Here is a 15,830-nt window from a genome sequence, read left to right as displayed (position 1 = left end):
AGTGGCTCTGAGTGTGGGTTTTTATTCAAAGCTGAGCTACTTTGTATATAGGAAAAAGCAAAATAAAGGAATTGCAGAGGCGATGTCATTGAAAAGTATCATAAATTTCGACGGGGAAGTAGAAGGTAGCGCTTTCACCACATCACAGGAAAAGTGGACCGTATTAAGCGTTGAAGATGATATTAATTATCAGAAATCTATCGAGCTTAGCTTAGACGGGTTAGAAGTTGATGGAAAAGGCATCGAGGTAATAAAAGCTAACTCTGCGGTTGAAGCAGCTGCGGTGTTATCGTCCGTCGGCGATATAAGCGTAATTTTATTAGACGTGGTAATGGAAAGTGACGACGCAGGCCTGCGTGTTGTCGACACTATTCGAAATGTTATCGGCGATGATAATGTCAGAATAGTTTTAGTGACAGGGCAGCCCGGTGTAAATGCTCCTCGTCAGTCTCTTATGAAGCAATATGACATAGATGATTACTGGACTAAGACCGACCTTACCGAAGAAAAGCTGCGTTCAGTAGTAATTAGTAACATACGCACGTGGCATTCGCTGTCAGAACTGAATAAAGCCAAGCGCGGCCTGCAGATGATTGTTGACGCATCACGCGTCATTACCTCAAAACTCGATGTTGAAGAATTTTCAAAGACGGTTTTACAGGAGATTGGCAAAATTGCAGGGGTGCCAAATAACGGCGGGTTAGCCTGTGTAATATCATCTGATGACCACCCTATAGAAAGTACCGAAATAGTGGCGGCAACTGGGTCTTATTTCTTCGACGGTCTAGCAACACTCAATGACGTTCTGTCTCACAATAAGCACCCTCTTCCATCAAGTAAAGCCATCGAGCTAGTGAGGGTAGCGCAAAATGAGAAGCGGCATGTTTTTGGCCACGAGCTGTCAGTGCTTTACTTTACAACAAAGGATTTAGATAGACGAAGCTACTTAATGCTGGTGGAGTCGACGAATCCGCTAGATGAACAGCATATCGCCCTGTTAAGGGTATTTTGTGAAAATGTGAAAACTGGTTTTACGAATTTAGCGCTGTTAAACAAGCTATCAAGGCTCGCTTATTACGACTCAGAGCTCAATATACCGAATAGGAATTGGCTTATCAGAGAATTAAAACAAGCGAACGATTTCATGCTTGCCAATATGGATATGGTTATTATCAATATTTCCAACTTTTCGGAAGCAACGGTAATGTTGGGTTATGGCCATACAGAGCTGATGATAAGAGCGCTGTATCAGAGTATTAAGGCAAACTACAAACATGCGAAAGCAATTTGTAGAATTGAGCACAACCAGCTTGCAGTGTTATTTTCAAGGCTTAACACTCCATCTGTTGATGAATTAGAGGCATTCACAGAACAGTCTGTTGTTGTGGATGAAATTAGCCACACAATCATATCAACAGTGTGTATTGCCGACCTACAAAGCCTAATGCGTTATGAGGCCTCCGATATGATCACTATCGTCGAAATGGCGCTGGTTGATGGCAGAGAATGCGGAAAGTCAGTAGTGCAGTTTGCCCCGAGTTTTACCGATACTGTGGCCGAGCGACATATTATGTTGCAAGATTTATATCACGCATTACGTACGGAAGACGCTTTTCAAATTGCATTGCAGCCTAAGGTGAATATGCAGTCGGGGGATATTGTAGGCGCCGAGGCCTTGCTAAGATGGACAAAGCCAGATGGCACTGTAGTGCCGCCTGGGCTTTTCATTCCCATTGCGGAAGCATCGGGTGTAATGAATAAAATAGACTCAATTGTGATGAAAAAAACAGTAGAGGCTATAAAGCGGCTTTGTAACAAAGGTATCAATATCCCCATCTCATTTAACGTAACTTGTAGCGACATTACTACAACGAATTTTATTGAGAACCTCGTTAGCTTGTTAAGCAGCTCTGGAATAGACCCTTCCTTACTTGAAGTCGAAATTACAGAAAGTCAGGCTATGGAAGACTATGAAGAAGTGAATCCCGTACTCAAACAGCTATTGTCCATGGGAATAAAGGTGAGCGTGGATGATTTTGGTACTGGCTATTCCTCTTTAGCGCATATTGCTGATTTAGCAGTGTCTACACTTAAGGTGGACAGAAGCTTTGTCACAAAGCTATCAGATGAAAATTGTGCTGAGGCAGGCCTTGCCGTTTGTGAAATGGTGTTTCGTTTAGCTAAGCGATTTAACTTTAACATTATTGCAGAAGGCGTAGAAACTGAAGAGCAAAAAGATAAGCTGATTGAGGGCGGTTATGAGTTTGCCCAAGGCTACTTGTTTGCCAAACCTATGGCCATTGAAGATTTCGAAGCATTGTGTAAAAAGACCGCATAGACGTGCAGTTTAAAACACTTGCTCTTATTCTAAAGCAACCTAGCGCAATGGTAGCGATTGCGCTGACTGTTTTTGCTTCAATGTCTATTGGGGTGGCGGTATTTCTTTACATACAAGATAGAGAATATGTTGAGATTAATGCCGCTCACAATGTGTTGCTTAGCCAAGCTAATCAAGTTTTCAATGCTCGTGTGGGAGATATAGAAAACAGCACCAGACTTATAAACTCCTATTTTGAATACGCTCTTGAAAGAGAAGCTCCTCATGAAACAGAAGCCCCGGTTGACAAAGAAGGTGCTTTTTATCGTGCAAATAGTGAAAGCGCAGCAAACGCACTTGCTACAATAGGGCTTACTCTTCCCTCAATTTCTCAAATTAGATGGATTGATAAGACGGGCGATGAGACGTTGAGAATAAACTTTAGAGAGGGTGTCGCAAGCATTGTTCCTAGCAATCAACTGCAAAATAAAAGCGCTCGATATTTTGTAAAAGATGCCTTTAACTCACCCCCTAACGTTGTTTCTTTATCCGATATCGACCTGAACGTGGAGCGTGGGAAAATTGAAGTGCCTTACGTTCCTACTGTTAGAAGCATTATTAATTTTAAAGATCATCCCAGCGGTGAAGGTTTATTTGTAGTTAATTTTCAGCTAACAGATATGTTAAAAGAGCTTAGAGCGCTAAGCTCAACTCAGCACCACCTTTTAATTTCAAAAGATAGTGGTAGCTGGCTGCTTCATACCGATAAATCTATGGAGTGGGGAGTTGAGCTAGAAACTGGGAGCCTTGCAATGGATAGCGCTCCGGTGCTTTGGGACGCCCTTGATAACGAGCTCTCCGTTTCCCTTGTGAAAGGGAGTAATGATGATATATATAGCGCCCGAAGAATAACTCATGGCACGAAAGATAAGTTTTCAGACGAGTCTTTGATATTTTTTGCTCGTACAAACCGCGATTTCTATGAGCAAGCCTTTTATAACTCCCTTGCTCTCGCTATTTTTCTATCTGTGCTATCAGCCAGTGTGTCTATTTTCTTTTTGCTAAGAGATAAGTTCCGGGAAATGCAGCTCGGATTACTGGCTCATCGGTTAGAAGAAGAGAAGCTGGCACTTTCAAAAGCGCTGGAAGAGCAAACGATACTGCAAGACGAACTGCTAGAGTCTGAAAAAATGGCATCGCTAGGGATGTTGGTGTCTGGCATGGCTCACGAATTGAACACGCCAATAGGCGGAGCGCTCATGATGGTAAGCAGTATTCAACGACGAGTTGATGAGCTGGAAAGTTTAATTCCAGATAAGCTGACGTTAGAAAATCTACACGGCCTAATAAAGCATAATAAAGAAGCCTGTGAATTAGCCCTTTCTAATTTAAATCGCAGTGCCGATTTGATTAAACGCTTTAAGCGGGTATCGGTAGACAGAGGAAGTGAAGACATTGTGCAGTTTTCACTGGAAAAATTAATTACTGACCTCAGCCTTTCTATAAAGCCCTTATTGAAAGGAAAGAAAGTAGAGGTTTTGCTCGATGCTGACTCTGACATAATGCTGACAAGCTACTCCGGCGTGCTCTCACAGGTACTGCAAAACCTTGTCGTAAATAGCATCGAGCACGCATTTCAAAATCAACAAAACAATACCATTGTGTTGGCGTTTCATCGCGAAGGTGATAACGTCATTATTATGCACAAAGACAATGGTGTAGGTATTTCTGAAGACATAAGGCCTAATATGTTCGACCCATTTGTTACCTCCGCTAGGGCATCGGGAAATACTGGCCTTGGCTTACACTTAATATATCAATGGGTAACAGGCATGTTGCAGGGAAAAATAGACGTGGATTCACGAGAAGGGGAAACCACGTTTACTATTACAATGCCAATTGTACTTGAGGTGAACGACGAAAAAGCATGATTAAACTCACGTTATTTGCCGTAAATACTGATGTATTAGATACTAAGGCATAGTAAAATGCATGAAAAGTAATTAACGTTAGGGGTAAATATGTCAGTCGAAACGGCGTTGCCAATAGAGTTTTCTGATGCGGCGGCACATAAAGTGAAAGCGCTGGTTACCGAAGAAGAGAACACAGAGCTTAAGTTGCGTGTTTACGTTACTGGTGGCGGTTGCTCAGGTTTTCAGTATGGTTTCACTTTCGATGAGAAAGTCAATGAAGGCGATATGACCATTGAGAAAGACAGCGTAACATTGGTTGTTGACCCAATGAGCTTACAGTATTTAGTAGGCGGTGTTGTCGATTATGTTGATGGCTTGGAAGGCTCTCGATTTTTAGTTCAAAACCCCAATGCGACAACCACTTGCGGTTGCGGTGCTAGCTTCAGCGTATAAGGTCGCCCATCTTAAACCCAATAACGGGCAGATATAGTTTCTTTCATTTTATATCTGCCTATTTTATTTCCTCATCACTTTTCATTTTTTCCCTTTTTCTCGCTCTAGCGCTTCTTATCTCAGACTTAGCTTCACTGTAAAGCCGCTGGCACCTCTAATAGCCCTTCGTAAAGTCGAGTTTATAGCGTAGCGGTTGATGGTTGAGGTAGCGCTCGGCATTGTCTAAAAAAACCTGTGCCACATCTTCAGGTTGAGACTCTGCCGCGGTGTGCGCAGTTACCGTTATTTTTGGGTGATGCCAAAATGGGTGAGTAGCTGGCAATGGTTCATGGTCAAAAACATCTAAAACAGCGTGAGCCAGCCGGCTTTCGTCTAACGCATTAATTAATGCGTCATCGTCTATAGCGCTTCCTCGCCCTGCGTTTATCAAAATAGAATGGGGCTTTAAATGATCAAAGAAGCCTTTAGAGAGAAGCTGCTGGGTGTGCGAGGTGTCAGGCATAAGATTAACAACGTGATCGACATTCTCGGCAAATTGGGTAATTTGCGAAGGCATATACATGGCGTCTGCACCTTTCACTGGCTTAGCGCTTCTCGACACGCCAATCACTTTCATTCCAAAACTATGCGCTACAGGAATAAGCGCACGACCAATATTACCTAAACCAATAATACCCAGTGTTAACCCGTTAAGTGGAAAGCGCGTCTCGGCGCGCCACACCGGTGGCACAGCGTTTTGATTCGCGGCAAATGCGGGTATGTTTCGCGCAAACTCTAGTAAGTAGGCAAACACATACTCACGCATTAATTCTCCAAATACGCCTTTTAGCCCCGTTAATTCATAGTCAGTTTTTTCAAGGTTGAGAAGCGGAGCATTGCCAGCCCAGGTAGATTGGCACCATTTCAAATGCTGGCAGCGCGGAATAACCATTGCCGCTAGATTGGGATCTGCAAGCAGCACTTCGGTGTGAACGCAGTCGATATCTTCGGTGTTCTCAGTGGCGATGCTTATATCAATGTTCTGAAAAGTATCTGGTAATACTGCCGCTTTTGCACGAATAGCGTCGGCAATCTGCTCTGCCTCGTTGCTTAAAATGACGACTTTTAATGGTTTTTGAGCGCTTTCATTCATTCAGATTTTACTCTTAAGTAAACTTTTCTTTCCTAGTGCATGTTCATCTATCGCACGCCTGTTTGTTCTCAAATTGTAAATATAGTTTTAAGTTTTAGTTAATGGCTTGCTTTTTAGCTTAGCCAACAGCCCTAATCCAATTTCACTATTTTAATGGAACTATCATGCAGTCGGATAATACTCACAATCATTCTATCTCGGTTGAACACGCTAAAGTACTTTCACCTAAACGCAATACCACTGAGGCCAATACCACAGAGGACTTAGTTAGCGAACAGCTAATTCATTTTGGCATCGATGCGTCTAGCGATTACGGTAAGGCCCTAGCCCAAACTGCTCATCACCTTTACGGTGCACAATCAAGTGTAATGGAGCTGTGGAATATTACTACCAACACACTGCAAACTTTGGATAAAGAAGACAGGGTGGCCTATTTTAATGCTAAAAAGTTTTTGTCTTTTCAAATTGCCAAGGTGCTAGATACATTACAAAACCCGTTTCGCGCGACTTATCAAAGTTTGTCTAGCGGCAATGGCTCTCAAGGTCATTACCCAATGTTTGATAACGTTACCGCGCTATTTTCAGCGACACCGGTGGTGGTGAGAACTGCAACTTACGTTTATGCCTGCACAGAGTGGGTAGACGATGCATTTCAAGGCAAAGAGTTTACACACCAAATATATTCTCGCTTACTCAACCCAACCAATATTTCCCTAGCGAATGCCATTGTGGACATGGAGGCCGGGCCCTATGCATCACAATATCTTGCTTGGAATTTCAATTCTGGAATGGCAGCAATCGATGCCATGTTGTCGAATGTATTAAGTCATGGCGACGTGTTAATTGTATCTAGAAATGTGTATGGGGGCGTTTATCAGCTTCTTCACGATTTCTTCGCCAGAGAAAATAGGATGGATATTCAAATTGCTTGGTTCGACGGGTATGACAAAGAGAGCTTTGCAGATTTTATGGTACACACCAAGCACCAGCACGCTGAGCGCTTAAATAATGGCGCTTCAATGCATGTTTATATGGAGTCTCCGTGTAACCCCCATGGCTATGTTCTTGATGTGCCTGGTATCAGTGAGCTTGCTCATGCTGAAGGTGCGCTGGTCATGCTTGATTCAACCCTCGCTACGCCAGTATTGCATCAGCCACTGCAGCATAAAAACAAAGCCGCACGGCCAGATTATGTTGTTCACAGCTATACCAAGGATTTGTGTGGCAGTGGCGCAACAACTGCGGGTGTGGTGATAGGGGAAGGCCACCGCATGTTTCAGCCTAAGGGAAGCAGTGTAGATGGTGTAGATTGGTCGCAAACCATGTTCTGGGACGTCTATTACATCAAGGGCGCTTTCTTAGATTCTGAAAAAGCGTTTGATGTATTAAATGGCATGAAAACGTTAGAACAGCGAATGATGACGAAAGTTATCAATACACAAGTGTTTACGACATTTTTAAGCTCTCATCCGCTCATTAGAGTGAATTGCCATGGGCTGCCAGAGCACGAAAATGCAGGGCTTAGGGAAAAACAGCACGCTCATGGCTGGCCGTGCACACTATTTACTATCGATATGGCGCCCGCTGGATTAGCGAGAGACGTATTTACTCGCTTTTTCGATGCCTTAGAGCCTGCTTTTAGTCATCAGGTGAGTATTGGTCAGAACAACACGATTGTGCTGTGCCCTGCGTTAACCTCGCATTCTGAGTTAAGCAAAGACGAGCAGTCGAAAGCGGGAATCGAGCTTACTACTATGCGCATTGCGATGGGTACCGATAACGTAAAGCAGCTCATCGCACATTTTATACTGGCTTGTCGTCATTTCATTGATGCCAGTACACCAGGGTTTAGTCATAAATTTATGGATAATGAGGCAATTGATGCGCTGTATTTAGCGGTAAGCGAAAGAGTCTGCGCACAGCATTTTGGCAGTAAGCCCAGTATGCAGTCGCTTATGGGGGAGTAAGCTTACCCTGTGTCATTTGTTATATGCATTTTGTAATACTAAAGATACAGAGCTGGGCTAGCGTCGCTAATATAAGGTTAATAACGAAGTGTCGCCAACACAGAGTTAACAGCTTGATAGAAATTGCGGCGCTAGTTTATTGAGACAGTACTACGAGTAGAAATGGGGTAGGCGAATGTGTGGGTTAAAGGTTTAAGCATTTAAAGATGCTGGTCGATAACGTCAGTATGAGAAAAGCAGAACCCCTAACGCTTACGTCAGATGTTTAAGGGGGTTAAAAATAAATGACAAAGGCCATCTTATGCATCAGTTCACCATAGACGTCACATTCAACGCGTCGCTACCTTTTATTTATGCATCGTTTCATGAAGTTGAGTACCTCTCACAGTGGTTTGCTCCGGGTAATTGTTCGGTCACTCAAGTGATGAACGATTTTAAAGAGGGCGGGCGATATCGCATTAAAATGATGGAGCCTAACGGAGTTGAAATGTCGCTAACCGGGGAATACGTTACCCTGTTAGCTAACGAGCAATTAGTATTCTCTTGGGCTTGGGAAGATGACTTAGAAGACTCGGTAATAACTTCAGTAAACATTCATTTTAATGAAGTTGAGGAAGGCCACGTTAATGTTGTATTAGAGCAAAGCGGCTTTGTAAATAAAGAAGAGTGCCAGCAACACGAACATGCATGGATGTCATGCTTAGAAAAATTGGCTGTGTTGGCGAGTAAACAAAAAGCGCTTAGCTAAAGTTGCATGCCCCAGGGCTACATCAAATTACACGCTAATAAAAAACGCCTAATCGTTGTTAAACGATAGGCGTTTTTTATTTTTACTAGCGCTTACTTAATTCTGCGCTTATTGCTTTGTAATTCGTAATTCGTACTTAGGCTTTGCTTGAGCCAAGCCTTTTACGTTAACGACGACATAGCGTCTTTACCGCTTGATTCGCGATAGGTTTCATAGTCGGTGTAGCCTTCTTCGTCGCCGCCATACCATGTAGATGGGTCATCAAAGGGGGTTAGCGGGTAGTTGTGCTTAAAGCGGGTCACAAGGTCTGGATTGGTTATCCACGGCCTACCAAAAGCAATCATGTCACCGTCGCCATCGCTAATGCGTTTTTCTGCTTCTTCTTTCGTATACCCGCAGTTACCAATAATAATGCCGTCGAACAGCGCTCTAAACTCTGCAAGAGTCATTGGCTCGCCACGTTCGTGGAAACCAAAAGCCAGTCCGTCCATTACATGCAAATAGCCAATTTTAAGCTTGTTGAGCTTTTCAGCAACGTATGTGAAAGTTTCTCTATAGTCGTCGGCACCCATGTCGTTAAACACGCCGTTGGGTGATAAACGCACGCCAACATCTTCTGCAGACCAAACGCTTAATACTGCGTCCATTACCTCAGCAAGGAAACGATAGCGGTTTTCTAAACTGCCGCCATAGTTGTCGTCACGCTGATTGCTGCGGCTATCTAAAAATTGATTAAGCAGGTAACCATTGGCAGCGTGAACTTCGATTCCGTCAAAACCAGCGGCTTTTGCATTTATTGCCGCTTTTTTAAAATCTTCTACCGTGCGCTGAATGTCATCAGCGGTCATAGCGCGGGGTACTTCGTAAGGCTTCTTACCTTTAGGCGTGTGAATTTCGTCGCCTTCAATTTTGATAGCCGATGCTGAAACAGGTAGCTCGCCGTTGTGAAAGTCGCTGTGCGATGCGCGGCCTGTATGCCATAGCTGCAACACAATTTTTCCACCTGCTTGGTGCACGCGATCAATAACTGAACGCCAGCCTTCTACCATTTCATCGTTATAGATACCGGGAGCATTAACCCAGCCCACACCTTCTGGAGAAATTGATGTGGCTTCAGAAATAATAAGGCCTGCATCGGCACGCTGTACGTACTGATCGCCCATGATTTTATTCGGAATGCTTTCGTTGCCAGCGCGTCCGCGGGTCATTGGTGCAAGCACCATTCTGTTCTGTAATGTTTTTCCTGCCCACTCTATGGGTTGGAATAATGCTGAATCTGTCATTAAGTATCCTTTATGGTTTCTACTTTAGTCGTAGTGAATACATAAGTGGATGTAACTTGGATTGATTCAATAGGCGATATTAGTGCGAAATTATATATTAAAGATGTTTTGAGTCTTTAAAGGCACGCTTTGTAACTGAGGAAACCGGTGAAATGTTCGTATTGATGCAAAATCAGCACGCTAGTTCTTTTTGTAAAGCGCTCCAAGAACGGCAGCTCTGCTTGCTCCGGTAACTTGCGGCACATTGCCTGTAATATCATGAAGGTAAGCAAACGCTAGCCAAGCAAATGCGGCCCCTTCAACATGCTGAGGGTGAATACCCACATGGTCAGAAGTGAGTACGGTGTAGCCTGATGGTTGGCTAGAAGAGTTAGGGAGTGAACTAGCAGCTAAGTTATCAGCTAAGCTAGCAGAAGAGTTAGCAGGTGCCTTGCAAGCTAAGTCGGAAGCTAACTGATTCATTAATACGCTATTGAAGGTGCCGCCGCCACAAACAATTACTTCAATATCGTTTTGTTCGAAAGCGCTTTCAGCATGGTTTTGATGCTGAGTGCTTACCACTTGCTGTATTGCATTGGTAATAGTTTTAGCCGTAAGTTGCAACAGCGTGGCTTGAATATCGACGGGGCGAAAAGCGTTGTCTTTACTGCTTTCATCAATGTGCCCCGTTCTCTCAGAGAAAAAGGATGATAAATAGTTACTTAGCCAGTCAATATTGAAATACTCTCTGCCGGTACTTTTAGGAAAAGGTGAGGAGAAGTATGTGTCACTTAACATGTGATTTAATAGCGACTGATTCACGCGTCCTTGGGCTGCCCAGCTGCCGTTGCTATCGAACGCTTCGTTTAAATGTAGACGGATCCAATTGTCCATAAGCGTATTGCCAGGCCCAGTGTCAAAGCCTAAAGGTGGACGTTGCTGATAAGCAGGGGGAACAACAGTAATGTTGGCAATGCCGCCAATATTAACCAGTATCCGATATTTTGAGGGGTGTGCGAATACCGCATTATGGTAGGCCGGTACAAGGGGAGCACCTTGACCTCCAAGGGCAATGTCTTTTTTCCTAAAGTCGGCAACCACGTCAATGCCGGTGAGTACGGCAAGGGTATTGGCATCGCCAATTTGGCAGGTAAACGTGCGCAGATTGCTTTTGCTAAAGCTGAGAGAAAGCACGTTGCAGTCTGGGTGATGTCTTATGGTTTGTCCATGGGATCCGATTGCTGTGATATCACTAGCAGCTAGGTTTTCTTGCGCTAAAAGAGCATGCACAGCCTCGGCAAATACTTCGGCGACTAATCTGTCGGCCACCGCTAATGTATTAAGCTCATTGGCGGTCTCTACACACAGTGCGTTAAGGGCGTTAAGCAATTCATCCGGGTAGGGAAGTGAATAAGCGGCAAGTGTTTTGTAAATGCCACCGGAAATATCACAAAGGACGGCGTCCACGCCGTCCATACTCGTCCCTGACATCAATCCAATGTATTTAGCCATTAGTAAATATTCACATAACCATTTATACCGACTGGTATTATATTATTATCGCATAGCAAGCATAATGCGCTTGTTATTATCCAGTTGCTGTTGTCTGACCGACGCAATTTCCATAAACCGCGCTTTTTCTTCTTTTGCAATGGGAAGGGCTTTCGGTAACTGAACCGTTCTTGGGTTTCGGTGCACGCCATCTACCAAAAACTCATAGTGAACGTGTGGACCCGAAGCAAGACCAGTGCTGCCTAAATAACCCACCGTTTGTCCCTGTTTAACGGTATCGCCAACTTTTACCGCACGCTTTCTAAAGTGAAGGTATTTTGTGGTGTACTTCTCACCGTGCTTAATAAACACGTGGTGGCCGTTGTATTTGTCGTATGCTGATTTAACGACTTTGCCATCGCCTGCTGCCATAACTGGCGTTCCCACTTTTGCGACATAGTCGGTGCCTCTGTGAGCCTTCCATCGCTTTTGTACTGGATGAAAGCGGGCTTTGGAAAAGTTAGAGCTAACATATCGAAAGTTAATAGGTGCACGTAAAAAGCTCTTACGCATACTGCGCCCTTCAGGCGTATAGTATCTGCCATCTTCATGCAAAATAGCGCTAAACTGCTCGCCTTGGTTGGTAAACTCAGCGGCAACGATATCGCCATAGCCAACAAACTCACCGTCGATGTACTGCTCTTCAAATACCACGTTGAAGGTATCTCCAGCGCGTATTTCTAACGCAAAGTCGATATCCCAACCAAAGATCCCCGCAAGGTTCATAATTTGGTTGCTACTCATACCCGCTTCGCGAGCGGCATTCCAAAAGCTAGACGTTATTTCGCCCTGAGCAAAATTGTAGCGAATATCGACGCTACGTTTTTCAAGCTCTGCGACTAATGCGTCTGAATAAACGCTGCTGTGCCCATTTGTATCGCTTTGCGGTTTATTGCGGTGTACAAGCAACGTCTCGGTTGCCGATAAGGCGTATTTTAACTCGCCAAAGCGACCTTCGCGGTCAGCTTTAAACGACAGTTCGTCGCCAGGGAGTAACGTTACTAAGGTTTTCGCTAACTCTCCCGCATTGGTAACGTTATAGACATCACGTGCAGTAAAGCCTGCGCGTTTAAAAATTTTTGCTAGTGTGTCACCACTTCTTACTTTATACGTCTGCCAAGGTGATTCTTCTTCACCAATGATAACGTCTGAAGACGAAGTAAGTTGAAGTGCAACAGGGTAGCGTATACCCGCATCAAGAGATAACGCCTCTTGATGGCGACTCGCTTCTACGGGCTCTGATGGTAGAAGGATAAGCGCACCTAAGAACATGCTGGCTATTACGAGGCTTGTTCTGTGCTGCTTTGGTAACTTTTTAATCAAATTGACAGCTTTAGAAGTGTCTATTTTTTTCGCCATTTCTTTTCTCATTTCTTTTCTCTTTCTACTGCTTTCTAGAGAAATACTGCTTACATAGTACTATTCATCAAATACTATGTCACATAGGTTGCTTAAAAAAGCAACTTTTCGTGCTGTTTATGAAGCATAAGCCGCTTTTTTTATGCGTGTTCAGCACCGTGAAGTAGGCCAAGTTGTTTATTCAAAAGCTTCCTAAAAGCAAGATAAAAAGAAGATAAACACAACGTTGGAATCCTACTTGATAAAACGGCAACTGCTTATAACTCAATTTTGACGAGTAAACCTTTTAATGGTTCCGTTGTATGCGTAAAATGCCGCACAAAATGAATTAGTGTTATCAAAGAGTGTGAATAACAAATGAATGATTGGCAAACAGCTCTCGCTGAAATTAAACGGGGCGTTGATGAGATTCTCCCTGAAGACGATTTAATAGAGAAACTTAAATCTGGCAAAACCCTAACAATTAAAGCTGGGTTTGATCCAACTGCGCCTGATCTTCACCTTGGTCACACTGTTTTGATCAATAAGCTTCGCACTTTTCAGCAGCTAGGTCATAAGGTTGTTTTTCTTATTGGTGACTTTACCGGTCTTATTGGTGACCCAACAGGTAAAAACGTCACGCGTAAGCCATTAAGCAAAGAGCAAGTTTTGGAAAATGCAAAAACCTACCAAGAACAGGTTTTTAAAATTTTAGATAAAGAAAAAACGGAAATACGTTTTAACTCTGAGTGGATGGATAACCTCGGTGCGGCGGGCATGATCAAGTTAGCGGCCAGCCAGACAGTGGCCCGAATGCTAGAGCGTGACGACTTTAAAAAGCGTTACAACGGCGGTCAGCCTATCGCAATTCACGAGTTTCTTTACCCACTGGTTCAGGGCTGGGATTCTGTTGCACTGAAATCGGATGTAGAGCTTGGCGGAACCGACCAACGTTTTAACCTGCTTATGGGGCGTGAGCTTCAAAAAGAGCAGGGCTTAAGCCAGCAGTCTATTGTAATGGTGCCGCTGCTTGAAGGCCTTGATGGCGTTCAAAAAATGTCGAAGTCGCTAAATAACTATATTGGTATTACCGATGCACCAAACGAGATGTTCGGTAAAGTGATGTCAATCTCTGATGATTTAATGTGGCGCTACTACGACTTACTTAGCTTCAGGCCGTTAGAAGAGATTGCCAGCCTTAAAACCCGTGTTGCTGATGGTGAAAACCCTCGCGACATTAAAATTCTGCTTGCGAAAGAGATAATTGCTCGCTTCCATGACGAAGCCGCAGCCGAAGGCGCCCATCAAGACTTTATCCAGCGTTTCCAAAAAAACGCAATTCCAGATGATATGCCTGAGGTAGAAATTGCCCTGCCTGCCGATGGCGTAGCTATTGGTAACTTGCTAAAAGAAGCAAAGCTTGTGGGCTCAACCTCAGATGCAATGAGAATGATAAAGCAGGGCGCGGTTAAAATTAACGGCGACAAAGTAGAAGATACGCGCCTTGTGCTTGTTGAAAAGGGCGAAAAAGTTTACCAAGTGGGTAAACGTAAATTTGCTCGTATCACTCTTTCTTAATTCGAAGGTTTTTACGGTAAAGCTATAGGCGCTTACGGCGAAAGATAAGCGCTTTACCGGCAACGCTGTGCAATCGTTGCGTAAACCCTGATGCGAATTATCAGAAGCCTGCCAACGCTTTTTAAGTAAATAGCGTTGGCAGGCTTTTTTTTATGTGCTCAGATACCGCTTTCATTTTTTCTATCACTACCAATACCAATACTGCTATCGCTATCGACCGCTACCACTATCGCTCAAATATTTTTGCCCACTGATAAAGTCCTTGTAAGGCCAGTCGGCGCAGTTGAGGTAATGGGTATGCGGGCAACGGCGTATCATAAAGAGGAAGGGATAGATTTATGCTGTTATTACCCAGCATTCGCTGCGCTAACCTCATTCCTGCAAATGCAGAAAAGGACACACCAGAGCCGCAATACCCCATGGCATAGCCAATACGCCCCTCGTCGGTAGTAAAAATTCTTGGCATGCTATCCATCGATACGCTTACCCAGCCACTCCAAAAGTAGTCTACGTCAATGTGACGTAATGGCGGGAAAGAGGCCGCCATTGCGTTAAATAAACGCTGCTTTTCTTTTTCATTATCCGCATTTTTTCCCGTTACAGCGCCCCGTCCTCCGAACAAAAGCCTGCCATCAGGAAGTACGCGATAATAGTATTTCATGGTACGAGTATCCATAAAGCTGGCTGCATGATTAAGGCCAGTCTCTTGCTGCATCTCTTTGCTCAATGGGGCGGTAACCAAAATGCTGGATTGGACAGGGAAGTGCTTTGTATCAATGCTTGAATGAAATTGCTTGGGTGTATAGGCATTAGTCGCCAGCAGTATGTGTTTTGCGCGAATAGGGCCTTTTTCAGTAACTACATTAAAATAAGATTTCTTGTCTTCAATACGCAGTGCTGGCGTTTGATAGAGCAGTTGCGCTCCTTTTGTGAAGGCTACACGGGCATATTCATCAACCAGCTTCAGCGGGTTTACACAGGCACCGGGTGTTTGTACTCCACCATGCACGCTACGTATAGAAAAGCGAGATGCAATGTCATCTTGACTAAGCAGTTCTGCATTGCCGTTAAATTGACGATTCATAGCATATGCCGATGCATGTAAAAGTACGGCCTGTTTTTGGGTGTGTGCTAGTTTGTAGTAAGGGCCTTTAACTAAATCCACCTGCATGTTGTATCGCTCAATGCGCTCAAATAACAAAGTAACGGCGCTATCAAACTCTTGCTGCATTCCAGTAGCGGTTTCAGGCCCCCATTTATCCTGTATTGCAGGTAAGGACAAGCGTCCGCTACCTGATAAGACAAACCCAGCGTTTCGGCCCGAACAGCCAAATCCCAACCCGTGAGCATCTATTACCGTTACGCTTTTGCCTGCCTCAGATAAGCTTATCGCCGCAGACAGACCAGTGTAACCTCCTCCAATAACTAGGTAGTCGGTTTGCTTTTCTGTGAATGAGTAAACAGAGGAGGACGGTAGTGTTTTGCATTGATAATGAGCATGCCAATAGCTGTTGGGCTGAGGGTGTAATGGCGATACTGAAGTAGAAACGAGGGGGTCGTAGATCATAGTT

Annotated in this window: 11 protein-coding genes; 6 read left to right on the top strand and 5 right to left on the bottom strand. The window is 44.1% G+C overall.

Going from position 1 to position 15,830, the window contains the following annotated elements; genetic code table 11:
- Window positions 1–88: 88 nt before the first annotated feature.
- The 3 genes from JV36_RS0116605 to erpA all read left to right on the top strand — a co-directional run bounded on the left by JV36_RS0116605 (window position 89) and on the right by erpA (window position 4,683).
- Window positions 89–2,338: a GGDEF/EAL domain-containing response regulator gene (locus tag JV36_RS0116605; protein ID WP_160173375.1), complete on the top strand. Its 2,250-nt coding sequence runs from the start codon at window positions 89–91 to the stop codon at window positions 2,336–2,338.
- Window positions 2,339–2,340: 2 nt separating this feature from the next.
- Window positions 2,341–4,248, top strand: a complete 1,908-nt coding sequence (locus tag JV36_RS0116600) for a sensor histidine kinase (protein ID WP_032097357.1) — start codon at window positions 2,341–2,343, stop codon at window positions 4,246–4,248.
- 90 nt (window positions 4,249–4,338) lie between these two features.
- Complete coding sequence (gene erpA, locus JV36_RS0116595) at window positions 4,339–4,683, top strand: iron-sulfur cluster insertion protein ErpA (protein ID WP_032097358.1); 345 nt, start codon at window positions 4,339–4,341, stop codon at window positions 4,681–4,683.
- Window positions 4,684–4,837: 154 nt separating this feature from the next.
- Here the strand turns inward: erpA and JV36_RS0116590 are convergent, their stop codons facing one another.
- Complete coding sequence (locus tag JV36_RS0116590; RefSeq protein ID WP_032097359.1) at window positions 4,838–5,815, bottom strand: D-2-hydroxyacid dehydrogenase; 978 nt, start codon at window positions 5,813–5,815, stop codon at window positions 4,838–4,840.
- A 164-nt stretch (window positions 5,816–5,979) separates the two neighbouring features.
- Between JV36_RS0116590 and JV36_RS0116585 the strand changes: the two genes are divergently transcribed.
- Window positions 5,980–7,782: a trans-sulfuration enzyme family protein gene (locus JV36_RS0116585; protein WP_032097360.1), complete on the top strand. Its 1,803-nt coding sequence runs from the start codon at window positions 5,980–5,982 to the stop codon at window positions 7,780–7,782.
- 301 nt (window positions 7,783–8,083) lie between these two features.
- On the top strand, window positions 8,084–8,530 hold the full coding sequence (locus tag JV36_RS0116580; protein ID WP_032097361.1) for an SRPBCC family protein: 447 nt from the start codon (window positions 8,084–8,086) through the stop codon (window positions 8,528–8,530).
- 161 nt (window positions 8,531–8,691) lie between these two features.
- Here the strand turns inward: JV36_RS0116580 and JV36_RS0116575 are convergent, their stop codons facing one another.
- The 3 genes from JV36_RS0116575 to JV36_RS0116565 all read right to left on the bottom strand — a co-directional run bounded on the left by JV36_RS0116575 (window position 8,692) and on the right by JV36_RS0116565 (window position 12,702).
- Complete coding sequence (locus tag JV36_RS0116575) at window positions 8,692–9,813, bottom strand: alkene reductase (protein ID WP_032097362.1); 1,122 nt, start codon at window positions 9,811–9,813, stop codon at window positions 8,692–8,694.
- Between the two features lie 180 nt (window positions 9,814–9,993).
- Window positions 9,994–11,304 (bottom strand): anhydro-N-acetylmuramic acid kinase, encoded by a 1,311-nt coding sequence (locus tag JV36_RS0116570; protein ID WP_032097363.1) that lies wholly within the window; start codon window positions 11,302–11,304, stop codon window positions 9,994–9,996.
- 45 nt (window positions 11,305–11,349) lie between these two features.
- A complete protein-coding gene (locus JV36_RS0116565; RefSeq protein ID WP_052010348.1) occupies window positions 11,350–12,702 on the bottom strand; it encodes an OapA family protein in 1,353 nt (450 codons plus the stop codon).
- 357 nt (window positions 12,703–13,059) lie between these two features.
- Between JV36_RS0116565 and tyrS the strand changes: the two genes are divergently transcribed.
- Entirely contained in the window at window positions 13,060–14,259 is a 1,200-nt protein-coding gene (gene tyrS / locus JV36_RS0116560) for a tyrosine--tRNA ligase (RefSeq protein ID WP_032097364.1), read from the top strand.
- 226 nt (window positions 14,260–14,485) lie between these two features.
- Here tyrS and JV36_RS0116555 read toward each other — a convergent pair whose 3' ends face one another.
- Window positions 14,486–15,826, bottom strand: a complete 1,341-nt coding sequence (locus JV36_RS0116555; RefSeq protein ID WP_032097365.1) for an FAD-dependent oxidoreductase — start codon at window positions 15,824–15,826, stop codon at window positions 14,486–14,488.
- Window positions 15,827–15,830 lie beyond the last annotated feature (4 nt).

It is taken from the genome of Alteromonas sp. LOR (genome assembly GCF_000753865.1).
Taxonomy (GTDB): domain Bacteria; phylum Pseudomonadota; class Gammaproteobacteria; order Enterobacterales; family Alteromonadaceae; genus Alteromonas.
Note: the sequence above shows the minus strand (reverse complement) of the source record. Positions and strands in the feature narration are given on the sequence as shown.

Excerpts from the sequence above, each read along its gene's own strand:
- erpA (WP_032097358.1), top strand. The coding sequence starts at position 4,339 with ATGTCAGTCGAAACGGCGTTGCCAATAGAGTTTTCTGATGCGGCGGCA.
- JV36_RS0116590 (WP_032097359.1), bottom strand. The coding sequence starts at position 5,815 with ATGAATGAAAGCGCTCAAAAACCATTAAAAGTCGTCATTTTAAGCAAC.
- JV36_RS0116585 (WP_032097360.1), top strand. The coding sequence starts at position 5,980 with ATGCAGTCGGATAATACTCACAATCATTCTATCTCGGTTGAACACGCT.
- JV36_RS0116580 (WP_032097361.1), top strand. The coding sequence starts at position 8,084 with ATGCATCAGTTCACCATAGACGTCACATTCAACGCGTCGCTACCTTTT.
- JV36_RS0116575 (WP_032097362.1), bottom strand. The coding sequence starts at position 9,813 with ATGACAGATTCAGCATTATTCCAACCCATAGAGTGGGCAGGAAAAACA.
- JV36_RS0116570 (WP_032097363.1), bottom strand. The coding sequence starts at position 11,304 with ATGGCTAAATACATTGGATTGATGTCAGGGACGAGTATGGACGGCGTG.
- JV36_RS0116565 (WP_052010348.1), bottom strand. The coding sequence starts at position 12,702 with ATGGCGAAAAAAATAGACACTTCTAAAGCTGTCAATTTGATTAAAAAG.
- tyrS (WP_032097364.1), top strand. The coding sequence starts at position 13,060 with ATGAATGATTGGCAAACAGCTCTCGCTGAAATTAAACGGGGCGTTGAT.
- JV36_RS0116555 (WP_032097365.1), bottom strand. The coding sequence starts at position 15,826 with ATGATCTACGACCCCCTCGTTTCTACTTCAGTATCGCCATTACACCCT.